Raw genomic sequence first — 23,137 nt, 5'->3', positions numbered from 1 at the left:
ACGCCTAAACCATTGATATGTTCATCTAAAACCAACAGTTCTTGTTTTGTCGTAATCGCTTTGGCAGCTTCAACCCTTTCTTTCTTCCTTCACTTTATATTTTGACTATACGAAACAAAGTTCTCGTTTTTCTTACTTGATTCTTACAAAATCCTTAAGTGTATAAGATTTGTAAAATATCATTTTCTACTTAACCTGAATTCCAAAAAACAAAGTGGCATTGCTGAATGGAGATACGAAAATATCCTAACCAAACTGTAACCTATACGTCTATTAAGTTAGTTATGGGGGCATTTACATGAAACAGAGAAAAGTTAAAATAAAAAAGGAGGTATGCAATAAGAGTTTTTTATAAACACTTGAGCGAACAGCGCAGATTAAACATTCAATATTTAGCTATCCTTTTTAAAAGAGTAGCTTTTTTTGAACGAATAAATATTCAAAAGAATGTCGCATCTTTCTGTTCATATTTCTGCTATAATATATAACGCTTTATAATATTTTATATTTAAGGAGAACGATTCATGAAGCGAAAAAAGAGCCATTTAATGGTAATGGCACTTGTTACATCTTTATTATTAACAGCTTGTAATAATAAAGCGAATAAAAGTGACAGAGAGGCAAAAAAACAAGTATTAAATGTAACAGTATCAGAAGAAATTCCTTCACTTGATACAGCGAAAACGATGGATGGTACGTCAGCGCACGTTATGCAGAACATATTTGAAGGGTTGTATGTATTAGATGATCAAGATCAGCCGATTCCAGCAGTAGCAAAATCGTTTAAAAGAAGTGAAGATGGTAAAAAATATACATTTGATTTGCGTAAAGATGCAAAATGGTCAAATGGAGACAGTGTGACAGCAAATGATTTTCTGTTTGCATGGAAACGTGCAATTAATCCTGAAACAGCGTCTCAATATGCGTATATGCTTTTTTACGTGAAAAATGCAAAAGAGATAAATAAGGGAACAGTGCCTCTTGCTGAACTTGGGGTTAAAGTTATAAATGATTATAAATTGGAAGTGGAACTTGAACAGCCAATCCCGTATTTTTTACAGTTGTTAGCGCTACCTATTTACTTACCACAGCATGAATCATTTTTGAAAGAACAAGGAAAGAATTATGCATTGGAACCTAGTAATCTCATATATAATGGGCCATTTGTATTAGAGAAATGGAAGCATGAACAAGAGTTTCAATTAAAGAAAAATGCTACATATTGGGATGAAAAGAAAGTGAAATTAGACGAGATAAACTTTCAAATTGTAAAGGATACAATGACCGCTGTTAATTTATACGAAGCTGGTAATTTGGACCGGGTGCCTATTAATTCTCAATTTGTAGACAAGTATAAAGGGCATAAGGAGTTACATATGTCGAGCGAACCTGCAATTGCTATGCTACGTTTTAATGAAAAAAATAGTGCGTTAGCAAATAAGAAAGTGCGTCAGGCTATTTCATTCGCATTAAATAAAGAGGATTTCGTTGCTCATTTTATTAATAACGGAGCAAAACCTGCAACTGGGCTAGTACCAGTTGGGCATATCAATGAAGAAACGGGAAAAGATTTTAGGAAAGAAAACGGAAACCTTTCTTTATATGATGTACAAAGTGCGAAAAAGATTTGGGAAGAAGCGAAAAAAGAGCTTGGAGTAGAACAAGTAAACCTCGAGTTTTTAACGTTTGAACAAGATAACGCAAAACGTATGGCAGAATATATAAAAGGTGATTTAGAAAAGAATTTACAAGGATTAACGATACAAATTAAACAACAGCCATTTAAGCAAAAATTACAGTTAGAACAAACAGGTGATTATGATATAACTATGGCAAATTGGGGACCCGACTATAAAGACCCAATTAGTTATTTAGAACTATTTACGACGGGTAATCAAAATAACAAAATGAATTATTCTAACCGTCACTACGATGAATTAATAAAGAAAGCGAAAAGCGATCTAGTATTAGATCAGAAGAAAAGATGGGAAGCATTGCAAGAGGCCGAGCGTATTCTATTAGGGGATGCTGCGGTCGCACCGCTTTATCAAATGGGCTCAGCTTACGTACAAAATGATTATGTAAAAGGAATTGAAAAGCATCAATTTGGTGGTATTTATACTTATAAGAATGCTTATATTGCTAATGAATAAATACAAAAAACCTTACTTTTTAAAAGTAAGGTTTTTTACATATGAATTTTATTAAACCGATTTTAATAAAGAATAAAAATTTGTATCATATGGAATATCATCTTGATACATATAATTTTTTAGAACGCCTTCTTTTTCAAATCCTAATTTTAATAGCACTTTATTGGAAGCTTCATTTTCAAGAAAGACAATTGCTCCGATCCGTTTTAAATGAAGTGTGTGGAAACCGTATGATATAACTTCAGAAATAGCTTCTGTCGCATATCCCTTTCCCCAGTGTTCAGGGAGAAAGGCATAACTTAAATTGGCCCGTTTATGCTCAGAAGACCAATCGTGAAAACCGATGGTACCAATGAGTTCTTTCTTGTTTTTTAATTGGATTCCCCATTTTATACCACTTCTTGCATTGTAACTCAACTTAAAGTTATGAATGATTTGTTTTACTTGATCAATATCCTGTAATGGCTTTTGCCCATAATAGCGCAGTACGTCAGTATTAGAAAAGCATTGTAGTATACCCGGTGCATCTTCTTCGGTAAGTTCTCTTAAAATGAGTCGATCGGTTTTCAATATAGGAAACATGCTTTCACTCCATTTCTTCTGAAACTAGAATGTGTTGTTATTATATAATGTAATCTGAAAAAAAAGATTATTCAAGAGGGAGGTATGGTTTTGATTTATGATAAAATTGATTGTGGAATATATTTCAAAAAGAGGTTTGTATATGGAGAAAAATTCAATTTTAATTGTAGATGATGATCAAGATATTGTTAGATTTATGAACGTGAATTTAATGCAAGAAGGTTTTAAAGTTTTTAGTGCTCATAACGGAGAAGAGGCTTTAGAAATAATAAATAAAAATAACATTCAACTTGCTATTTTGGATATTATGATGCCACAAATGGATGGGATAGAATTGTGCAGAAGGATTAGAGAGAAACATAGTTTACCAATTATGTTTTTAAGTGCAAAATCATCGGATGTAGATAAAGTAATTGGATTTAGTACTGGGGCAGATGATTATATAGTGAAGCCGTTTAGTACAATTGAATTTATAGCGAGAGTGAAAGCTCAATTAAGAAGGTATACATATTTCAATCAAAATGCTGTCCAAGTAATAAAAAAGAAAATAAACATTAGAGGTTTAGAAATAGATGAAGTGTCTAGAACAGTAATGTTATATGGAGAAACAATCAATCTTACAAAAACGGAATATGATATTTTGTATTTAATGGCAGCTGCAAAGAATCGTGTATTTACTATTGAAGAAATATATGAGAGCGTTTGGAAAGAAAGAGCCTATGAAAGCAATAATACAGTAATGGTTCATATCGCAAGGTTAAGAAATAAAATTGAAGAGGATCCAAAAGAACCGAAGTTTATTCAAAATGTTTGGGGAGTCGGATATAAAATTGAAGATTAAATCATTACAAGGCATTAGAGCTAAGTTTTTTACCGCATTCATATGTAGCATCTTGTTAGCAACTGTAAGTATAATAGTGTTTCAAATTTTAATTGGAAATATATATAGTCATGTTACTGCATTAGAGGAAAAATATTCATTTTTATATTTTATAGTTTTTTTAATTTTTACTACGACATACTTTGCATGTATGACAAAAACAATGATGAAACGATTGTCTGAAATTAATAAGAACGTGAAGGAAATAAGGAATGGTAATTTTGAAGTATATATACCTATTTCAAAAAATGACGAGATTGGTGAATTAGCAGCAAATGTTAATAGAATGGCTAAAAGTTTAAAAGAGTCTATTGAGAATGAAAAAAAATCACAGGAAATGAAAAATGAAATGATTAGTAATATTTCGCATGACTTACGAACACCTGTAACATCTTTAATCGGTTATGCGGACTTGTTAGGAAATAAGTTGCATTCAAATGGAGAAGAATGTGAACAGTATGTAAGCATATTAAAGCGAAAAAGTTATGAATTAAAAAATCAAGTAGATGATTTGTTAGAATACTGTCAAATAAATTATAGAGAGATTGAATTACATAAAAGTGTAGTAAATATGAAAGCGTTAATGGAACAAATTATGATTGATTTTGTGCCACGATTAGATGATGCTGATATGAGCCTTTGTATTAAGGGGGATAAAGAGTTACATGTGGAAATGGATGTAGCACTTATGGTGAGGTTATTCGAAAATGTAATTAGTAATAGTATTATGTACGGGAAAGACGGAAAGGAGATTGTAATTCAAGTTTCTAAAAGAGACATGAATGTTGAAATAGAAATTAAAAATTTTGGACAATGTATTCCAGATGAGAACCTTCCTTACGTTTTTGAGAAGTTTTATCGTGGTGAAAAATCACGTAGCTCCCATACAGGTGGAAAAGGAATGGGACTTGCAATTGCGAGAAGTATAGCAGAGCTTCATAAAGGGGATATCACTGTGCGCAGTAACGAGAAAGAAACTGTTTTCACTATCGCTTTACCGCAGCATAAAAAATTGTAAAAAAGTCGTAAGTATTTCTTTTATATGTCGTAATTTTTAATTCGTATCATGTAGAACAAAGATATGAGAGTAGGGATACGACATGTGGAAGAAATATGTATTAGTAATTTTAGTTGCTTTTGTACTTACAAGTTGGAGTATAGTTTATTTAGCTAAAGGTGTTATATCAGTCATTGGGTGGTGGAGTATACAAGCCTTTAGCATAGTATCACTCTTTATTTTAATAGGGATAACGTTACTAATTGTGTGGAAAGGAATTTTCAGACAACGAATAGATGGAGCGCTACTCTTCATCGTTATTTTCTCTATCATTGGAGCTTGGCCTTTAGGATGGTTTGCGAACATTGGTAGACTTGCTTACCCGGCAGATGTACATTCTACGAGCCCTAAAGTAGTCGTGCGCTTTCCTTTAAATGAACGAGCATTAATAGGTTGGGGTGGTGATCGTTTAGAAACGAACTATCACGTTATCAAACCAAATGAGCGCTGGGCATATGATATTCTCATTCCTCCTGCTGAAGTGAAAAGTAGTAAGTTGGATGATTATGGAATATATGGAGCGAAAGTAATGGCACCAGCTTCTGGAACAGTTGTATCAATTAATAATGATGAAAAAGATTTAGTTCCGGGATCGGATGATTTTCAGTCAATGGCGGGAAATCATATTTATTTACGACTAGATGAAACAGGGACATTTTTGGTTCTTGCGCATTTAAAGAAAGGGTCAATTAAAGTGAAGGAAGGACAACATGTAAATGAAGGAGAATTTCTTGCTCAGGTCGGTAACTCAGGAAGTTCAAGTGAGCCACATTTACATATTCATCATCAAAGGCAGGATCCATCCAAGGTAAGTATGTTTCTTTCGGAAGGATTACCACTTTACTTTCGAACTGAGAAGGGTGTGATAATGCCGGAAAAAGGAGAATATATAAAAAGACATTAGGGGGAAACTCTGATGTGGGAGAAATATTATATCGAAACTGATAGAGGGAAATTTGAGTATTTTCAAAAGGGAGAAGGAAAACCACTTTGTGTAACACATTTATACAGTGAGTTTAATAGTAATGGTAATTTATTTGCTTCTGCATTTACGAATCATTACACAGTGTCCGCATGAATTTGCAGTGGAAGTAGCGGAGCTTATGCCAAATGCGATAATGTCGACATTTGAATACAGTAATCATTTTCCATTTATTGAGGAGGAAGAAGAGTTTATAAAATTTGTTGAAAGCACGGTCTGTCATGTAAATGGATGATGAAAATCTATAATTTAAAAAGAAGAAGGCTGTCTTCAACACAAATTTGAGACAGCCTTCTTCTTTCATTATCCTACAAACGTTTGATACAGTAAGAAAATATTTAAAATGATAACAAGTACAGCAATGATCCAAGCGATAAAGGTAGTTATGCGGTGATTAACGAGTGCACCCATAATTTTTTTATTACTTGTAAACATAATAAGTGGTACTAATGCAAAGGCAATACCGAATGATAAGACAACTTGACTCATGACTAGAGCGTAAGTTGGATTTACGCCTAAAGCGATAATCACTAGTGGTGGAATCATTGTAATAAATCGGCGTAAGTATAACGGAATATGCATTCGAATGAAACCTTGCATAATAATATCACCTGACATTGTACCGACAGAAGAGCTAGATAGTCCTGCTGATAAGAGCCCAATTCCAAATAAAGCAGCTGATACAGGGCCCACTAAAGTACTGAACTGGTTAAAAGCAACATCAAGATCTTCGACATGCAAGCCGTTTTTAAAGAATAGTGCAGCAGCAACAATTAACATACTTGCATTAATTGCTCCAGCGATAACCATTGCAATAATGATATCAATAAACTCGAAGCGGAAAATCTTTTTCTTTTGTTCATCATTTGTTCCGACTACGCGGCGTTGCGTTAAGGCGGAATGTAAATAGATTGCGTGCGGCATAACTGTCGCCCCTAAAATTCCGGCTGCAAGTAATATACTGTCTACACCTTGGAATTTTGGAATAAATAGTCCTGAAAGCAAAGGGCTTAATTCCGGTTTTGCATAAAAGACTTGTACACCGAAAGCGATAACAACGATAAAAATCATTCCTGTTATAATAGCTTCTAATGGACGGAAGCCTCTGCGTTGAAATTCAAGAATAATAAATGATCCAGCAGCTGTAATTAAAGCAGCTGGTAACATTGGAATTCCAAATAATAAATACAATCCGAGTGCTGCCCCGATAAATTCAGCTAAATCAGTAGCCATAATAACGAGTTCACCTTGTATCCATAAGCCGATGGAAACAGGTTTTGGGAAGTTTTCTCGAGCAATTTCAGGAAGGTTTCTACCTGTAGCGATTCCTAATTTAGCTGATAAAGTTTGGATTAATACAGCCATTAAATTAGAAGCGAGAATTACCCAGAGTAATAAATATCCATATTGTGATCCAGCGGCAATATTTGTCGCGAAATTGCCAGGGTCAATATAAGCGACTGAAGCGATGAAAGCAGGACCTAAGAATGGTAATAGTCTTTTTAAGCCTTTCGTTTGTCCGCTTAATGCTAAATGCGCTGATTGAACAGTTGTACTTTGAGAAGGGACATGTTCATCTTTTGATATATCTTTATTCATAGTAGTTTTCCCCTTTGGTATGTTAACTTGATGAAATTATTGTAAGTATTCTTATTCTTTATTTCAATACATTTAAATGTACTAGGTTATATTTTTTATTTGAACATAAATGTTTCCTTAGTGCAAATTATATGCCTTAATACAATGAATGGTGTGGTGTTATTAAAAATTGGGAGTTTATGGTGTGATGACGTGGGGAAACATAATGAATTAAAGGGCTGTTTTTGAAATTTATGTGAACATAAAGCCGATAATACAGCATATTAATTGATGGAATTGCATTTGTATGATATATAATATATTGGGATTACAACATAACCATAGTGTTTTGGTGTGTAATCTTGTTTTTTATTTTTGTTAACTGATAGAAAATAGTATAAAGAGAAGAAAATGGGATTCATTTTCTTATTATATATGTTTTGATATGAACGTTAACTTATACATGATTTTAAAAATTAGATAGGTGGTAGAAATACATTGGCAACTACAAAACCATACAGAGTATTACTATATTACATGTACACAACAATTGAAAACCCAGAAGAATTCGCGGCAGAGCATTTAGCATTTTGTAATTCACTTGAATTAAAAGGTAGAATTCTTGTAGCAAAAGAAGGTATTAACGGAACTTGTTCTGGTACTGTAGAACAAACAGAGAAATACATGGAAGCTATGAACAACGATCCACGTTTTGACGGTATCGTATTTAAAATAGATGAAGCTGATGGTCATGCATTCAAGAAAATGCACGTGCGTCCTCGCCCAGAATTAGTTACACTTCGTCTAGAAGATGATATTAATCCACACGAAATAACTGGGAAGTATTTAGAGCCAAAAGATTTTTATGAAGCAATGAAACAAGAAGATACAGTTATCATTGATGCACGAAATGATTATGAATTTGATTTAGGTCACTTCAAAGGTGCGATTAAACCTGATATCGAATCATTCCGTGAATTACCAGATTGGATTCGTGAAAATAAAGAAGTACTTGAAGGTAAAAAGATTTTAACGTACTGTACAGGCGGAATTCGTTGCGAGAAGTTTTCTGGTTGGTTAGTTCGTGAAGGTTATGAAGATGTAAGTCAGCTTCACGGCGGTATTGTAACGTACGGAAAAGACCCAGAAGTACAAGGTGAGCTTTGGGATGGACAATGTTACGTGTTCGATGAGCGTATCGCTGTACCAGTAAACCAAAAAGAACATGTTATCGTTGGTAAAGACTACTTTACAGGTGAACCTTGTGAGCGCTATGTAAATTGTGCCAATCCAGAATGTAACAAGAAAATTTTATGTTCTGAAGAAAACGAAGCGAAATATTTACGTGCATGTTCTCACGAATGCCGTGTAAGCCCACGTAACCGCTACGTAATACAACATGAATTAACGGAAGAACAAGTAGCTGCTGCATTAGAGAAAATCGAAGCAGGGAAGTAAGAGGAATTCGTGTAATAAAAAAGGGTACTCCAAACTTTATGTTGGAATACCCTTTTTATATTGTCCGGTTCAGCCTTTTGTCGGTTTCTGTCGGTAAGTCGATATATCTGGAAAATCGCCGATATATTTTGAGTTGCGCTGATATATTTAAAAAATCGCTGATATATTTCGAGATGCGCCGATATATCCGAAAAATCGCTGATAAAAATTTCAATTACTGTAGCGTGCCACATATTTCAATGTAAAAATAATCATCTTTATTTCGAATCATCTTTCTCTCTCACAGCAGAAAGTACAGTTTGTTTAACCCATGCTTTTCTTCGTTTATGTTGTAGACCCCATTGGTATAAACTTTGCGCACCTAAAATAAGTGAAATGACGATGCCGCTAATTGCTATTAAAAGCGCGAAAAATTCAAGTGGCGACGATATTTTGTTTGAATCGGTGTTTCTTAACAAGTCAATCATAGTAAACCCTAACATTTGGCCCACAACAGAGTAAAGCGTTAAAATTAATAATAAAAGACTATCCTTTTTAGAAGCGACATTTTCTTGATATTTAAACAAACTATCAAGATTTTGTTTTGCATTCGAGTATAAAACCTCGATGTTAAAAAGCTTTCTTAAGCGAAAGAAAATATCTTCACTCTGTGATTGGGATACGAGCTCTAAAGAAAAGTAATTTGCAGTAAATGAATTGATTGAGTAAATTAATTTCTCGATTTCATTTGTATCTTTTTCAATGTTTAGTTCAGCATAAGCGTTTGCCATTTTTAACAAAACAATTTTATGAAATAGATTTAATAATAAAGCGTAATAAAACTCCCCATACATTTGACTCGCAAGCTTAGTAAATTCGTGTTCCCCCTCATTTGTTACACAGGTGAATATATGTTCTTCCATTATGAAATAGCGATTTGGAGCCCACCTCTGGTAAGCGTGTTGTTTTAAATAATCATGAATATAAGGAAGATTATTTGCACTTACATAAGCCTTGCCGTTACTTGTTAACCCAGAAAGACTGGAAGTACGATAAACATCCACTTCGGTAAGCTCCATCTCTGCTTTTATACATAGTAAAGTTTGAACGTACATTCTTTGATCTTCAAAGAAAGGAAAGGTTTGAAAGTAAGAACTTCTTAATCTCTTCTTCTCAAAGAAATCTGTTACGCCATGAAATAAATAACCAAAAATGAACCTTTCCACTTGGGAATATTTTTTTCCATTACATTCAATGCAAATCGTTTCATTTGTATCATTTTTAGTTTCAAGTACACGGAAGCGGGCGGCGAATTCAATTGCTTCTGATAATGTCATGTTTGGAGCGGTCTCTACTTCTGTCCGAATTGTTAAGAAGCCAAGCTCATAAGGACAAAGTGTTACGTCAATAGAATGAATCTTAAATGGAACGGAAATAAGATTTGTTGTTAAATGTCCAGTTAAATTAAGGTCTTTAGAATAGCGCTGCAACCCCTTTTGATGCTCTGAATGAGGAAATAAAATTTTATTTGTAAATGAAAGATAGTATGCTTCCATATTTTGATGTGAAACTTGAAACCTTCCATAGTATGTATTTTCATTTTCAAGATGATCGAGTCGAAAAGGGCGAAAGTCATTTTTCTGTAAGAAAGGGAACATATTTTGTTCATACCCAGTTTTAAAAGAAAACGGGAATATAAATTGAAATATAGCTGTTGTTACATCTTTTTCTTCAATTGTTTGTATTGCCTCCATTTACATTGTTTCCTTTCCATATATGCTATAAAAACAACATGCCCAAATTTATTTGAAAATAACCACTGTTTTATACTTGATTAAGAATGAAAATTCAGCTTATTTAGTAGGGGACATGTATAATGTTATGTATACTAAAAGTTATAAATTGATATTTTGAAAAGGGGGATGTTGTATGCGGATTTTAGTATTAGGAGCTGGCGGCGTTGGAGGATTTTTTGGGGGACGCTTAGTAGAAAAGAGAGAAGAGGTTACGTTTCTTGTTCGCAGTAAAAGGAAAAAACAATTGGAGGAAAGAGGACTTGTAATCCGCAGTGTTAACGGGGATTTTTCCTTCCAACCGAAATTAATAACGAAAGAAGATCGAACTGCTCCATTTGATGTCATTTTATTTTCAACAAAAGCGTATCACTTAAACGAGGCAATTCAAGATGTGAAGCCTTTTGTAGGTGAAACCACTGTGATTATTCCATTGTTAAATGGTATCGCTCATGTATCACTATTACAAAAGGAATTCGGTGAGGAAAAAGTAATTGGCGGTTTATGCTTTATCGAGACGACTTTAAACGATCAAGGAGAAATTGTACAAACTAGCGCTGCCAACAGACTTGTGTTTGGAGAAATGAAGTCTCAAGATTCAGAGAGAATAAAGCATATTTCTAAAGCATTTGCAGGTACGAAATCTAGTTTTGTTTTAAGTGAAAACATTATGCAAGATATGTGGCATAAATATTTATTTATTACTGTAATGTCGGGTGTGACGACATTAATGCGGGCACCGATAGGACCGATTCGTGAAAGCGAAGGTGGACGCGATTTTATCCAAAACTTATTTGAAGAATGTATGCAAATTATGAGATGTATAGGAGCGCCAATTAAAGATAATATTGTCCAAGAACATATGAAAACAATTGATAAAATTTCGTATAATATGAAGTCATCGATGCAGCGTGATATGGAAAAAGGTTCGTCTATTGAAGCGAAGCACTTACAAGGATACTTACTAGATGTAGCAGAACAATTTTCTATAGAATCACCATTATTAGGAGCAGTATATCAAAATTTGAAAGTGTATGAAGAAATGACCTTTAACAAATCAGCAATACAATTGGATGTATGAAAAAATAAAAAAGAAAGCAATATATATAAACTGTACCCTATAGAATAGACACTTAAAAAAAGTCTATTCTATAGGGTATTTCTTGTATAATGAGAGAAAAATGAGAATCGGAGAAATTTCAAAATGACGAAAAAATTGCTTACAGAAAAGGAAATTCAAATATTATCAAAAAATCGATACGTAAAATCGGTAAGCCAAAAAGGAATTACCTATACCGATGAATTCAAGCGTATTTTTATTAAGGAAAATGAACAGGGTAAACCACCTCGTATTATTTTTGAAGAATGTGGTTTTGATATAGATATCATCGGTCTACAACGTATTGTGTCATCAGGAAATAGATGGCGTACGTCCTATAAGCAAAACGGTGTATGGGGCTTAAGAGACACACGTAAGGAAAACTCAGGAAGAAAGTCAGAAAGAGAACTTACATTAGAGGAGAAATATGCACGTTTGGAAGCGGAACGAAACTTATTAAAAGCTGAAAATGAACTGTTAAAAAAGATCAAATTTATGGAAGGGAGGATGGGAAAGAAATAACGTTACACGCTAGTCAAAAGTACCTATTAATTCGTTCTATCATTGAAAAATACCGCCTGAAAAATATGGTGAGATATTTGTGTCAGGTCGCAGGCGTTTCACGTTCTGGATACTATAATTATTTTTTAGCCATTTCTCAAAGTCGGCGAGAGAAAAGAATACATCAAGATGAAATAGTGAAAGAGATTATATTAAAGGCATTTCGATTTAAAAACCGAAAAAAGGGGGCTCGTCAGATCAAAATGACATTGGCGGGTCAATTTCAAGTTGTCTACAATTTGAAACGCATCCGTAGAATCATGAAAAAATATGGGATAATCTGTCCTATTCGTAGAGAAAATCCCTATAAAAAAATGTTGAAAGCGACGAAAGAACACTTCGTGGTACCCAATCGATTAAAACGCGAATTTAGGCAAGGTGTACCGGGAAAGGTACTTCTTACAGATATCACATACCTGTTTTATGGTAAGAATCAAAAAGGATATTTATCTACTATTCTAGACGGGTCTACGAATGAAGTTTTGGCGTATCATGTTTCAGAACGACTTACCTTAGATATCGCAACGACGACGCTGCACAAACTAAAGAAGAATAAGAAGGTACGATTAACGCAAGATGCCTATATTCATTCTGATCAAGGTGCTCATTACACAAGTCCTACCTATCAAAAATTAGTCAAAAAATTAAAGCTGGGACAATCTATGTCAAGGCGAGGAAACTGTTGGGATAATGCCCCACAAGAATCTTTTTTCGGGCACTTTAAAGATGAAGCACACATCAAAACTTGTACATCTTTCACACAGTTAAAACAAGAAATTAAAGACTATATGAAATACTATAATCAGCACAGATATCAGTGGAATTTAAAGAAGATGACTCCTGTCGAATACAGAAACCATCTTCTTGATGCCGCCTAACTTTTTTTAAAATGTCCTTTACAAAGGGTACAGATTATATAAGTGTATTGCTTTCTTTTTTTATGACAAATCATTTATTTCTTTTTGTTCTATCTGTCAAATTTATTTCCTGTTCACGTTTACCGTATAATTGATTAATTTCATTTGCTAATGCATCTAAATAGGAATCGGAAAAAATAGGCTTCTTTTCTTTAGACATATAGGTCTCCTTTATTGATTTTTTAGTATTCATTATGTATATTTACCGGCGGATTATGCGCAATCATTTTAATTTTTTCTTTTTAAAAATTTTTGTTTACATTTTGAAAATAAAGGAGTATTATAATCCACAGTTTCAATTTTCTAAATCGCTGAAACCGCATGGTGCGGGGGACCCGTTCTTATGGATTAGTTCTTAATCCAATGGGGTGAATCCTTGAAAAAGGTAGGGCTACTCATAGGCCCGAATCCGACAGCTAACCTCGTAAGCGTTATATTGAGAAGGAAGGTGGAGCTTGTGCGACAAAAAATATAATGTCTACAAGTCTATTTCGTTATGGCTTGTAGACATTTTTTGTTTTCTGAAGAAATCGTTTATCCGCTATAACTAGCAGAAAAGTTCGTACAAAATTATTGGAGAGTGGACAGCAGTGGTTTCATCTATTAAAAGATTTTTAATTGGAAGACCGTTAAAATCAACGGAGCTTGGAGAACAAAAGCTTAATAAAACGAAGGCGTTAGCCATTCTTTCTTCTGACGCATTGTCATCAGTTGCTTACGGTCCAGAGCAAATATTAATTGCACTAGCAGGTGTTGGAGCAATCGCTTATTGGTATTCTATTCCGATAGCCATTGGGGTATTAGTATTATTGACAGCCCTTATTTTATCTTATCGTCAAATTATTTTTGCTTATCCGCATGGCGGAGGGGCGTATGTTGTATCAAAAGAAAATTTAGGGATGAATTCGGGCTTAATTGCTGGAGGATCTTTATTAGTCGATTATATTTTAACTGTTGCAGTAAGTGTGTCTGCAGGTACAGATGCGCTAACATCTGCTTTTCCTAGTTTACATGCACATAATGTAATCATTGCGATTATATTTGTTATATTTATTACCATCTTAAATTTAAGAGGGGTAACGGAATCAGCTTCCGTTTTAGCATATCCTGTTTATTTATTCGTTTTAGCATTATTTATATTAATTGGTGTAGGGATATATAATATTTTAACTGGTCACGTGTCACCGAATTTACACACGCCGATTGGAACACCAGTTGCAGGGATTAGTTTGTTTTTACTGTTACGAGCATTTGCATCAGGAAGTTCTGCTTTAACAGGTGTTGAAGCAATTTCAAACGCAATTCCAAACTTTAAAGATCCTGCACCTAACAATGCAGCGAAAACATTACTTGCAATGGGTGCATTACTTGCAGTTTTATTTTCAGGAATTGTGTTCTTAGCTTATTATTACGGAATTTCCCCAAGTAAAGAAGTAACAGTTGTTTCACAAATTGCTGAACAAACATTTGGACGTAATTTCATGTACTATTTTATACAAGGTACAACAGCTTTAATATTAATCCTTGCTGCTAACACAGGATATTCTGCGTTTCCGTTATTAGCAGTAAACCTTGCAAAAGATAAGTTTATACCGAGAATGTTTACGATTAGAGGAGACCGCCTAGGTTACTCAAACGGAATTATTATACTTGGAATTGCATCGATTATTTTAATTGTAGCTTTCCAAGGGCAAACAGAGCATTTAATTCCATTATACGCAGTAGGTGTATTTATTCCATTTACACTTTCTCAAACGGGTATGGTATTAAAATGGCTTCGTGAAAAACCTGAAGGATGGGCTTTGAGATTAACGGTCAATTTAATTGGTGCAGTCATTAGTTTTATCGTAATGAGTATGTTCTTTTTAACTAAGTTCGCACAAGTTTGGTCAATCCTTATTTTCTTACCTGTTATTATCTTCTTGTTCCACCGAATTAAGAAGCATTATGATGCAGTAGGTGACCAACTAAGTTTAAAAACTTGTGAACGGATTGTACCGATTGAAGGAAATGTAATTGTCGTTCCAGTAGCTGGTATGACGCATGTAGTAGAAAATTCATTAAACTATGCGAAGTCTCTTTCTGCAGATCAAGTTATCGCTGTATATGTTGCTTTTGACAGAGAAGAGGAAAAGAAATTTGAAGAGAAATGGAAGAAGTGGCAACCTGAAGTAAGGCTTGTTACATTACATTCTCATTATAGAAGTATTATTCAACCGCTAACAAAGTTTATTGATACAGTACAATATAAAGCGAGTGAATCAAATTACCGAGTTACTGTCGTTATACCACAGTTCATTCCGAAAAAAGGTTGGCATAACATTCTTCATAATCAATCTAGTTTACTTATTCGTGCGTATTTACTTTATAAAAGAAATGTTGTTATTACGACAGTTCCATATCATTTGAAAAAGTAAGAAGGTTTTTTAAGGATAGCTTTACGTAAGTGAAGCTATCCTTTTTGTGTATACGCTATGCATAATTGCATATGGGTTATAAAAGTATATTAATATAATTTTTTCGTCTTGGAGAAAGTAGAGATTTTTGTTGTGATATATGGATATTTTAATTGAAAAAGTGAAGTGGATTATATTTTGAAATAAAGACATGAAGGCTTGAAAATAAAGGGAATAAAAATACTTCTTTACGTTATATAAATAGCTGTGTTTAAATGACCTTACAGTATAAAACTTATATAAAAACAAAACGGAATTTCATATTTACGTACGTTATTTAGTTTAAGATGAATAATATTTTTATGTAATATATTCACTGTGTGAATGTGGAAATTGCTATAAAATAGAAATTTTATACAATGTTATTCATACTAATCACATATGAAAAAATAATAAAATGTTTTGTGACGATAAGTAAGTACTGTAGCAATACGAGAGAGGTGGTTCATACATGGATTGCGGTGAGAACGTTCTCTATTTTAACCATCTCAAATTATGGGTAAGAAAATAGAATAATAAAATGCGATAGTAATAGTTGCTAATACATAGGAGGAGTTAAAGTGAAAAAGACTTTAATTACAGGGTTATTGGTTACAGCAGTATCTACGAGTTGCTTCATTCCTGTAAGCGCTTACGCCAAAGAGGGGCAACCAGAAGTGAAAACAGTATATGCACAAAATGTAATTGTTCCAAATACATTATCCAATTCAATTAGAATGTTAGGATCACAGTCACCACTTATACAAGCATATGGACTAGTAATTTTACAACAGCCAGACATTAAGGTGAATGCGATGAGTAGTTTGACGAATCATCAAAAATTTGCAAAGGCAAATGTAAGAGAGTGGATTGATGAATATAATCCGAAGTTAATCGACTTAAATCAAGAGATGATGAGGTATAGTACTAGATTTAATAGCTATTATAGTAAGCTCTATGAACTAGCAGGGAACGTAAATGAAGATGGACAAGCAAAAGCAGATTTTACAGGTGCATATGGAAAATTACAATTGCAAGTACAAAGCATCCAAGAGAGTATGGAGCAAGATTTATTAGAGCTAAATCGATTTAAAACAGTATTAGACAAAGATAGTAATAACTTATCGATAAAGGCTGATGAAGCAATAAAAACACTACAAGGATCAAGTGGAGATATTGTGAAGTTAAGAGAAGATATTAAAAGAATTCAAGGGGAAATTCAAGCTGAACTAACTACTATATTGAATAGACCTCAAGAAATTATTAAAGGTTCTATTAATATCGGTAAACAAGTATTTACAATTACAAATCAAACTGCACAAACGAAAACGATTGATTTCGTTTCTATCGGTACTTTAAGTAATGAAATTGTAAATGCTGCAGATAGCCAAACGAGAGAAGCAGCTCTTCGCATTCAGCAAAAGCAAAAAGAGCTACTACCACTTATTCAAAAGTTATCACAAATTGAAGCAGAGGCGACACAAATTACATTCGTTGAAGATCAAGTAAGTAGCTTTACAGAACTAATTGATCGTCAAATTACAACATTAGAAACGTTGTTAACGGATTGGAAAGTTTTAAACAATAATATGATCCAAATTCAAAAGAATGTTGAAGAAGGCACATATACAGATAGTAGTTTACTACAAAAACATTTCAACCAAATTAAAAAAGTAAGTGATGAAATGAATAAACAAACGAATCAATTTGAAGATTACGTTACAAACGTTGAAGTACATTAAAAATAAGTAACGATATAGGGAGAGAAGAAAAATGACAAAAAAACCTTATAAAGTAATGGCTCTATCAGCACTTATGGCAGTATTTGCAGCAGGAAATATCATGCCGGCTCATACGTATGCAGCGGAGAGTACAGTGAAGCAAGCTCCAGTTCATGCGGCCGCAAAAGCTTATAATGATTATGAGGAATATTCATTAGGACCTGAAGGCCTAAAAGATGCAATGGAAAGAACGGGTTCAAACGCTTTAGTAATGGATCTGTACGCTTTAACAATTATTAAACAAGGTAATGTTAACTTTGGAAATGTATCGTCTGTTGATGCGGCTTTAAAAGGGAAAGTGATTCAGCACCAGGATACAGCTAGAGGAAATGCGAAGCAATGGTTAGATGTACTAAAGCCACAGCTTATTTCAACGAATCAAAATATCATTAATTACAATACGAAATTCCAAAACTATTACGATACTTTAGTTGCTGCGGTAGATGCAAAAGATAAAGCGACTCTTACGAAAGGTTTAACTAGATTATCAAGTAGTATTAATGAGAATAAAGCGCAAGTAGATCAGTTAGTAGATGACTTGAAGAAATTCCGAAATAAAATGACGTCCGATACGCAAAACTTTAAGGGAGACGCAAATCAAATTACATCTATTTTAGCTAGTCAAGATGCAGGAATCCCGCTTCTGCAAAATCAAATTACAACGTACAATGAAGCAATTAGTAAATATAATGCAATTATTATCGGTTCATCAGTTGCGACAGCTCTAGGGCCAATTGCCATTATTGGTGGTGCAGTAGTGATTGCTACAGGTGCAGGAACGCCGTTAGGAGTCGCGTTAATTGCAGGTGGTACAGCAGCTGTAGGCGGTGGTACAGCTGGAATCGTATTAGCAAAAAAAGAGCTTGATAATGCACAAGCTGAAATTCAAAAAATAACAGGACAAGTTACAACTGCTCAATTAGAGGTAGCAGGATTAACAAACATTAAAACACAAACGGAGTATTTAACAAATACAATTGATACTGCAATTACAGCGTTGCAAAACATTTCAAACCAATGGTACACAATGGGGTCAAAATACAATTCTTTACTTCAAAATGTAGATTCAATTAGTCCGAATGACCTTGTTTTCATTAAAGAAGATTTAAACATTGCGAAAGATAGCTGGAAAAACATTAAAGACTATGCAGAAAAGATTTATGCTGAAGATATTAAAGTAGTAGATACGAAAAAAGCTTAATTAAATACGAATCGTTAGAGCGTTACGTATTGATGAAAGATTTGAAGCTCCTGTTCAGTTGTGAGCAGGAGCTTTTTATACTCTTATAAAGAAACTAGGTGAAAAGTATGCAGAAACGATTTTATAAGAAATGTCTTTTAACGTTAATGATTGCTGGGGTGGCAACGAGTAATGCATTTCCTTTACATCCTTTTGCAGCAGAACAAAATGTAAAGGTGCTACAAGAAAATGTGAAAAACTATTCTCTTGGACCAGCTGGATTCCAAGATGTAATGGCACAAACGACATCAAGCATATTCGCGATGGATTCATATGCAAAATTAATTCAAAATCAACAAGAGACGGATTTAAGTAAAATAAGTTCGATTAATAGTGAATTTAAAGGGAATATGATTCAGCATCAAAGAGATGCAAAAATGAATGCGGCATATTGGTTAAATAATATGAAGCCTCAAATTATGAAAACGGATCAAAATATTATTAATTACAATAATACTTTTCAATCGTATTATAATGACATGTTAATAGCGATTGATCAAAAGGATAGCGGAAAATTAAAAGCGGATTTAGAAAAGTTGTATGCGGATATTGTAAAGAATCAAAATGAGGTAGATGTATTATTAGGTAATTTGAAAGCCTTTCGCGATAGAATGGCGAAAGATACAAATAGCTTTAAAGCGGATACAAATCAACTAACCTCGATTTTAGCAAGTACGAATGCTGGTATTCCAGCTTTAGAGCAACAAATAAATACATATAACGATTCGATTAAAAAGAGTAATGATATGGTTATTGCTGGTGGCGTACTTTGCGTAGCTCTAATAACATGTCTTGCTGGCGGACCGATGATTGCGGTTGCGAAAAAAGATATCGCAAATGCAGAACGAGAAATCGCTAATTTAAAAGATAGAATTTCTGGAGCGCAAGCAGAAGTCGCAATTTTGACAGATGTAAAAAATAAAACAACAAATATGACTGAAACGATTGATGCAGCAATTACAGCATTGCAAAATATATCGAATCAATGGTATACAGTAGGGGCAAAATATAATAATTTACTACAAAACGTAAAAGGAATGAGTCCGGAAGAATTTACCTTCATAAAAGAAGATTTACATACAGCGAAAGATAGCTGGAAAGATGTAAAAGATTATACAGAAAAATTACATGAAGGTGTGGCGAAGTAAACAGTGGGCTAGTTCCGCTGTTTATTTTTTGCCGAGAGTACCAACCTTCTTATCTCAAGGTATTTACTCTTCTTGGTATGATTGGTCGTCAGTTCTATTTATAAAAAATAGGCCTTAATAGAAATTTATATAATCCTTTCAAATAAGTGCAATTGGATATTAGCCATCTGTATTTTAAGTGCGAAATATATAGTTTGATCCTAAAATATTTCTCAACCTCAAAATTGCATGCATTCAAAATAATTGTGTTAATATTTAAATAATATGCAGGTAATATCTAAAGAGAGGGTGACGGGCGTATGAAAAATTCAGTTCCCCACGATTACCGTACCAGAAAAAAGGTATACATACCTTAGCGGAAGTTCACTATAAATTAGGGAATTATGAAAAGGCAAAATTCTTTATTGATGAAGGGCTAAAAGATTGTACGGAAGAATACCACCACCGTTATAATATCTTGAGTGCTTTAGTTAATAAGGTTTCTATTGAAAAATTAGAGTTTGTTGTTTTGGAAGCTATAGCTTATTTTAAGGAACAAAATATTTGGAAAGAAATTCAAAATTATTCTGAACTTTTAGCTAATGAGTGTTATAATGTAGGAATGAAGGATGAGGCTTCAGAGTATTATCGTATGAGTTATGAAGCTAAAATTTCAATAAAGGAAAAGGGGTATTTAAGATGAAAAAGATTAAGGTTTTCGTCATAAGTCTAGTAACTGTCACTTTATTATCTATTGGATTAAATAACCCTGAAATTCATCAAAATACATCAAAAAAAGCACCTGTTGTACAACATATGACTGAACCAGGTGGAGGAATCTAGTAAAAGGTTCATTCCCCTTTTAAAAAACGATAATTATAATTCCTAAGAAAAGCCTATTTCCTAAAAAGAAATGGGCTTTTTAATATGTGGTAATACCCCATTGTCCATCAAGCGAAAATTTTAAGACGCTCTTATAACAAGAAATCAGCTCATCTTTTCTTAGCTGTCTAACAAAAATTAAATTTCACTAAAACAGGTAAATCTTGTTTTAATTTTTCACTTCAAACTGAAGATTTAATGCATATTACGTATGGAATTAAGAAAAAAGCATGAAAAAGGGACAAAAAATGGTCTCTTTACTAACCCTTACAGAAAACGCGAATGGAAATTCCATAAGTATGAGAAAAACAGTTTTTGATATCCTGGGCCTCATATACAACTTTTCTATGTTAAATAACTTGATTCTACCGTGCGTTTTTGAGCGGTCCTGTTATCGTTATTGCAGAAAATGCGTGAATTAAATGATAATGGATTTACATGTTTCACGCGTAACTATATTGAGTTAGTAAATCTACACAATAATGTTTCATTTCATACAGTAAGTGTAGTGGAAGTTCAGTTAGATAAAATTCTGTAGTCGAAATTTATTACATAAAGCTGTATAATGCTTGTAACGAAAGGGAAATACAGGAAAGGATTTGTATTGAGTTACTATGGATAAAGATAAACAACAATTAAGCGTTGAAGTTGCAAGATTATATTATCAATCAGATTATAGTCAGCAAGAAATTGCTAACAAACTAAATATTTCAAGACCGACGATTTCTAGGTTATTAAAGTACGCGAAAGAAAAAGGATTTGTTCAAATTAGTATAGCTGATCCATTTGCTGATTTAGATAACGTTGGAAATTTACTGAAAGAAAAGTACAATTTGTTAGAGGCGCATGTCGTATTTTCTCCAGTGCCAGAATACGCAACGATTACAGCGTATATTAGTAAATATGCAGCTGAGTATATGGAAAAGACGGTTAAAAATGGTGATATCGTTGGTGTAAGCTGGGGAATGACGATGTATGAAATCGCTAGAAAAATTGTACCGCAACATGTAAAAGGTGTAGAAGTCGTTCAGTTAAAAGGTGGTATTAGTCATTCGAGTGTAAATACATATGCGAATGAAACAATCGCTTTATTTGCAGATGCTTTTCAAACGACGCCAAGAAATCTACCCCTTCCAGTTATATTTGATAATGCAGTGACAAAGGAATTAGTAGAGCAGGATCGACATATTCATCACATTATCGAAATGGGGAAACAAGCAAATATTGCAATTTTCACTGTAGGGACAGTGCGAGACGAAGCGCTATTATTCCGATTAGGTTATTTCGATAAGGATGAAACAAGTTTACTCAAAAAACAATCGGTCGGTGACATTTGTTCACGTTTCTTTGATGGGGATGGAAATATTAGTAGTGAAGAAATTAATAAGCGGACCATTGGAATTGAGTTAGAGGAACTGAAATTAAAGAAACGTTCTATTTTAGTTGCTGGTGGTAATAGAAAAATAAAAGCAATTGATGGTGCGTTACGTGGCGGATATGCAAATGTATTAATTATCGATCAGCATACAGCAAAAGAACTGTTACATTATCAAAAAGATTAGAAATAAAAGGCTTTCTCAAGATATTAATTTTGAGAAAGCCTTTTATTTTGTTATGTATGAATTATGGGAGTGCTGTTTGAATACAAATTGCCTTTTTAAAAATAATTATGGATATTGAGATACATACTACCATTGTTAATATAAAAGTTTTGATTTTAAATAGGAAGTGTTTCTTAGTTAGAATGAGCTTTATTTACTATAGGAAAATTCCCTTTTTAAAAAGAATGAACAAAATTTCAAAAGTGTATTTACATTTGTTCAACTAAGAGTTAGAATGAAGTTGTTAAAAGATATGAGGAGTGAAGATAATGAACATTGCAAAGTTAATTGACCATACAATTTTAAAAGCTAATACTACTAAAGAAGATGTTATGAAAGTAATCGAAGAAGCAAAGGAATATAAATTCGCTTCTGTTTGTATTAATCCTACATGGGTAAAGCTAGCTGCTGAGGAATTAGCTGGACATGATGTAGATGTTTGTACTGTAATCGGTTTCCCATTAGGCGCAAGTACTACTGAAACAAAAGCTTTCGAAACAAAAGATGCTATCGCAAAAGGTGCAACTGAAGTTGACATGGTAATCAACGTAGGCGCTTTAAAAGATGGCGACGACGAACTTGTCGAAAAAGACATTTATGAAGTAGTACAAGCAGCAAAAGGAAAAGCTCTTGTAAAAGTAATCATTGAGACTTGCCTATTAACAGATGAAGAGAAAGTACGCGCTTGTGAATTATCAGTAAAAGCTGGTGCTGATTTCGTAAAAACTTCAACTGGATTCTCAACTGGCGGAGCAACTGCTGAAGATATCGCATTAATGCGTAAAACAGTTGGACCAAACGTTGGTGTAAAAGCATCTGGTGGCGTTCGTACACGTGAAGATGCAGAAAAAATGGTAGCTGCTGGAGCTTCTCGCGTTGGAGCAAGTGCTAGTGTTGCAATCGTATTAAATGATGCAAAAGGTGCTACAGATAACTACTAATCATTAATGATGTTAAAAGCAATAGATACACAAAGTAAAGTGTATCTATTGCTTTAACAATTGAAAAAGATGTAAGCGGATACGAATGGGA

General features: G+C 33.6%; 19 protein-coding genes, 1 pseudogene and 1 riboswitch. Of the genes and pseudogenes, 16 read left to right on the top strand and 4 right to left on the bottom strand.

What is annotated here, in order from left to right:
* The first annotated feature begins 524 nt into the window (after positions 1–524).
* Positions 525–2,153, top strand: coding sequence for a peptide ABC transporter substrate-binding protein (locus tag LMD38_RS17265; protein WP_000823509.1), 1,629 nt, complete (start codon positions 525–527; stop codon positions 2,151–2,153).
* Positions 2,154–2,204: 51 nt separating this feature from the next.
* Here the strand turns inward: LMD38_RS17265 and LMD38_RS17260 are convergent, their stop codons facing one another.
* Positions 2,205–2,735 carry a GNAT family N-acetyltransferase gene (locus tag LMD38_RS17260; RefSeq protein ID WP_016717177.1) on the bottom strand — a complete coding sequence of 177 codons (531 nt, stop codon included), beginning with the start codon at positions 2,733–2,735 and terminating at the stop codon, positions 2,205–2,207.
* A gap of 142 nt (positions 2,736–2,877) precedes the next feature.
* Between LMD38_RS17260 and LMD38_RS17255 the strand changes: the two genes are divergently transcribed.
* The 4 genes and pseudogenes from LMD38_RS17255 to LMD38_RS17240 form a co-directional block, all read left to right on the top strand.
* Positions 2,878–3,576 (top strand): response regulator transcription factor, encoded by a 699-nt coding sequence (locus LMD38_RS17255; protein WP_000414533.1) that lies wholly within the window; start codon positions 2,878–2,880, stop codon positions 3,574–3,576.
* On the top strand, positions 3,566–4,633 hold the full coding sequence (locus LMD38_RS17250) for a sensor histidine kinase (protein WP_016717178.1): 1,068 nt from the start codon (positions 3,566–3,568) through the stop codon (positions 4,631–4,633). Before LMD38_RS17255 ends, LMD38_RS17250 begins: the two co-directional genes overlap by 11 nt.
* An 82-nt stretch (positions 4,634–4,715) precedes the next feature.
* Complete coding sequence (locus LMD38_RS17245) at positions 4,716–5,576, top strand: M23 family metallopeptidase (protein ID WP_062822655.1); 861 nt, start codon at positions 4,716–4,718, stop codon at positions 5,574–5,576.
* 12 nt (positions 5,577–5,588) lie between these two features.
* Positions 5,589–5,741, top strand: a pseudogene (locus LMD38_RS17240) (alpha/beta fold hydrolase); the annotation flags it as partial.
* A gap of 216 nt (positions 5,742–5,957) precedes the next feature.
* On the opposite strand, the gene LMD38_RS17235 reads toward LMD38_RS17240, so the two are convergent.
* Positions 5,958–7,253, bottom strand: a complete 1,296-nt coding sequence (locus LMD38_RS17235; protein WP_001030650.1) for an Nramp family divalent metal transporter — start codon at positions 7,251–7,253, stop codon at positions 5,958–5,960.
* Between the two features lie 477 nt (positions 7,254–7,730).
* Here LMD38_RS17235 and trhO point away from each other — a divergent pair, with 477 nt between their 5' ends.
* Positions 7,731–8,690, top strand: coding sequence for an oxygen-dependent tRNA uridine(34) hydroxylase TrhO (gene trhO / locus LMD38_RS17230; protein ID WP_000246219.1), 960 nt, complete (start codon positions 7,731–7,733; stop codon positions 8,688–8,690).
* Positions 8,691–8,947: 257 nt separating this feature from the next.
* On the opposite strand, the gene LMD38_RS17225 is transcribed toward trhO, so the two are convergent.
* The gene (locus tag LMD38_RS17225; RefSeq protein ID WP_062822654.1) at positions 8,948–10,423 is read right to left on the bottom strand and encodes a hypothetical protein; all 1,476 of its coding nucleotides are present in this window, start codon (positions 10,421–10,423) and stop codon (positions 8,948–8,950) included.
* A 175-nt stretch (positions 10,424–10,598) separates the two neighbouring features.
* On the opposite strand from LMD38_RS17225, the gene panE reads away from it, so the two are divergent.
* Both panE and LMD38_RS17215 read left to right on the top strand, forming a co-directional pair.
* Positions 10,599–11,543 carry a 2-dehydropantoate 2-reductase gene (gene panE / locus LMD38_RS17220; protein ID WP_061183865.1) on the top strand — a complete coding sequence of 315 codons (945 nt, stop codon included), beginning with the start codon at positions 10,599–10,601 and terminating at the stop codon, positions 11,541–11,543.
* A gap of 123 nt (positions 11,544–11,666) precedes the next feature.
* Positions 11,667–13,000 (top strand): IS3 family transposase gene (locus tag LMD38_RS17215; RefSeq protein ID WP_085966774.1). Its coding sequence is split into 2 segments (ribosomal slippage): positions 11,667–12,054 and positions 12,054–13,000, totalling 1,335 coding nucleotides; the frame shifts between segments, so codons are not numbered across the junction.
* Positions 13,001–13,070: 70 nt separating this feature from the next.
* Here the strand turns inward: LMD38_RS17215 and LMD38_RS28650 are convergent.
* On the bottom strand, positions 13,071–13,199 hold the full coding sequence (locus tag LMD38_RS28650; RefSeq protein ID WP_000031869.1) for a hypothetical protein: 129 nt from the start codon (positions 13,197–13,199) through the stop codon (positions 13,071–13,073).
* A gap of 139 nt (positions 13,200–13,338) precedes the next feature.
* Positions 13,339–13,485: riboswitch (cyclic di-AMP (ydaO/yuaA leader) on the top strand.
* 144 nt (positions 13,486–13,629) lie between these two features.
* Between LMD38_RS28650 and LMD38_RS17210 the strand changes: the two genes are divergently transcribed.
* From LMD38_RS17210 to deoC, 8 genes are all read left to right on the top strand, one after another.
* Positions 13,630–15,456, top strand: coding sequence for an APC family permease (locus LMD38_RS17210; RefSeq protein ID WP_062822707.1), 1,827 nt, complete (start codon positions 13,630–13,632; stop codon positions 15,454–15,456).
* A gap of 599 nt (positions 15,457–16,055) precedes the next feature.
* Entirely contained in the window at positions 16,056–17,216 is a 1,161-nt protein-coding gene (nheA, locus tag LMD38_RS17205; protein WP_016717184.1) for a non-hemolytic enterotoxin NHE subunit A, read from the top strand.
* Between the two features lie 31 nt (positions 17,217–17,247).
* Complete coding sequence (nheB, locus tag LMD38_RS17200; RefSeq protein ID WP_062822706.1) at positions 17,248–18,456, top strand: non-hemolytic enterotoxin NHE subunit B; 1,209 nt, start codon at positions 17,248–17,250, stop codon at positions 18,454–18,456.
* A 107-nt stretch (positions 18,457–18,563) separates the two neighbouring features.
* Positions 18,564–19,643, top strand: a complete 1,080-nt coding sequence (gene nheC, locus LMD38_RS17195) for a non-hemolytic enterotoxin NHE subunit C (RefSeq protein ID WP_062822705.1) — start codon at positions 18,564–18,566, stop codon at positions 19,641–19,643.
* A 457-nt stretch (positions 19,644–20,100) separates the two neighbouring features.
* Positions 20,101–20,325 carry a hypothetical protein gene (locus LMD38_RS17190; protein ID WP_061183861.1) on the top strand — a complete coding sequence of 75 codons (225 nt, stop codon included), beginning with the start codon at positions 20,101–20,103 and terminating at the stop codon, positions 20,323–20,325.
* Positions 20,322–20,465 carry a Phr family secreted Rap phosphatase inhibitor gene (locus LMD38_RS17185; protein ID WP_095209882.1) on the top strand — a complete coding sequence of 48 codons (144 nt, stop codon included), beginning with the start codon at positions 20,322–20,324 and terminating at the stop codon, positions 20,463–20,465. The genes LMD38_RS17190 and LMD38_RS17185 overlap by 4 nt, the downstream gene beginning before the upstream one ends.
* Before the next feature lie 653 nt (positions 20,466–21,118).
* Positions 21,119–22,066, top strand: a complete 948-nt coding sequence (locus tag LMD38_RS17180) for a DNA-binding transcriptional repressor DeoR (RefSeq protein WP_061183860.1) — start codon at positions 21,119–21,121, stop codon at positions 22,064–22,066.
* 308 nt (positions 22,067–22,374) lie between these two features.
* The gene (deoC, locus tag LMD38_RS17175; RefSeq protein ID WP_001017443.1) at positions 22,375–23,046 is read left to right on the top strand and encodes a deoxyribose-phosphate aldolase; all 672 of its coding nucleotides are present in this window, start codon (positions 22,375–22,377) and stop codon (positions 23,044–23,046) included.
* Positions 23,047–23,137: the final 91 nt, after the last annotated feature.

The sequence above is a fragment of the Bacillus pacificus genome (assembly GCF_020861345.1).
In the GTDB taxonomy this organism is placed as follows: domain Bacteria; phylum Bacillota; class Bacilli; order Bacillales; family Bacillaceae_G; genus Bacillus_A; species Bacillus_A pacificus.
Note: the sequence above shows the minus strand (reverse complement) of the source record. Positions and strands in the feature narration are given on the sequence as shown.

Coding starts and splice junctions, on each gene's coding strand:
- LMD38_RS17265 (WP_000823509.1), top strand. CDS start 525: ATGAAGCGAAAAAAGAGCCATTTAATGGTAATGGCACTTGTTACATCT.
- LMD38_RS17260 (WP_016717177.1), bottom strand. CDS start 2,735: ATGTTTCCTATATTGAAAACCGATCGACTCATTTTAAGAGAACTTACC.
- LMD38_RS17255 (WP_000414533.1), top strand. CDS start 2,878: ATGGAGAAAAATTCAATTTTAATTGTAGATGATGATCAAGATATTGTT.
- LMD38_RS17245 (WP_062822655.1), top strand. CDS start 4,716: ATGTGGAAGAAATATGTATTAGTAATTTTAGTTGCTTTTGTACTTACA.
- LMD38_RS17235 (WP_001030650.1), bottom strand. CDS start 7,253: ATGAATAAAGATATATCAAAAGATGAACATGTCCCTTCTCAAAGTACA.
- LMD38_RS17225 (WP_062822654.1), bottom strand. CDS start 10,423: ATGGAGGCAATACAAACAATTGAAGAAAAAGATGTAACAACAGCTATA.
- panE (WP_061183865.1), top strand. CDS start 10,599: ATGCGGATTTTAGTATTAGGAGCTGGCGGCGTTGGAGGATTTTTTGGG.
- LMD38_RS28650 (WP_000031869.1), bottom strand. CDS start 13,199: ATGTCTAAAGAAAAGAAGCCTATTTTTTCCGATTCCTATTTAGATGCA.
- nheB (WP_062822706.1), top strand. CDS start 17,248: ATGACAAAAAAACCTTATAAAGTAATGGCTCTATCAGCACTTATGGCA.
- nheC (WP_062822705.1), top strand. CDS start 18,564: ATGCAGAAACGATTTTATAAGAAATGTCTTTTAACGTTAATGATTGCT.
- LMD38_RS17185 (WP_095209882.1), top strand. CDS start 20,322: ATGAAAAAGATTAAGGTTTTCGTCATAAGTCTAGTAACTGTCACTTTA.
- LMD38_RS17180 (WP_061183860.1), top strand. CDS start 21,119: ATGGATAAAGATAAACAACAATTAAGCGTTGAAGTTGCAAGATTATAT.
- deoC (WP_001017443.1), top strand. CDS start 22,375: ATGAACATTGCAAAGTTAATTGACCATACAATTTTAAAAGCTAATACT.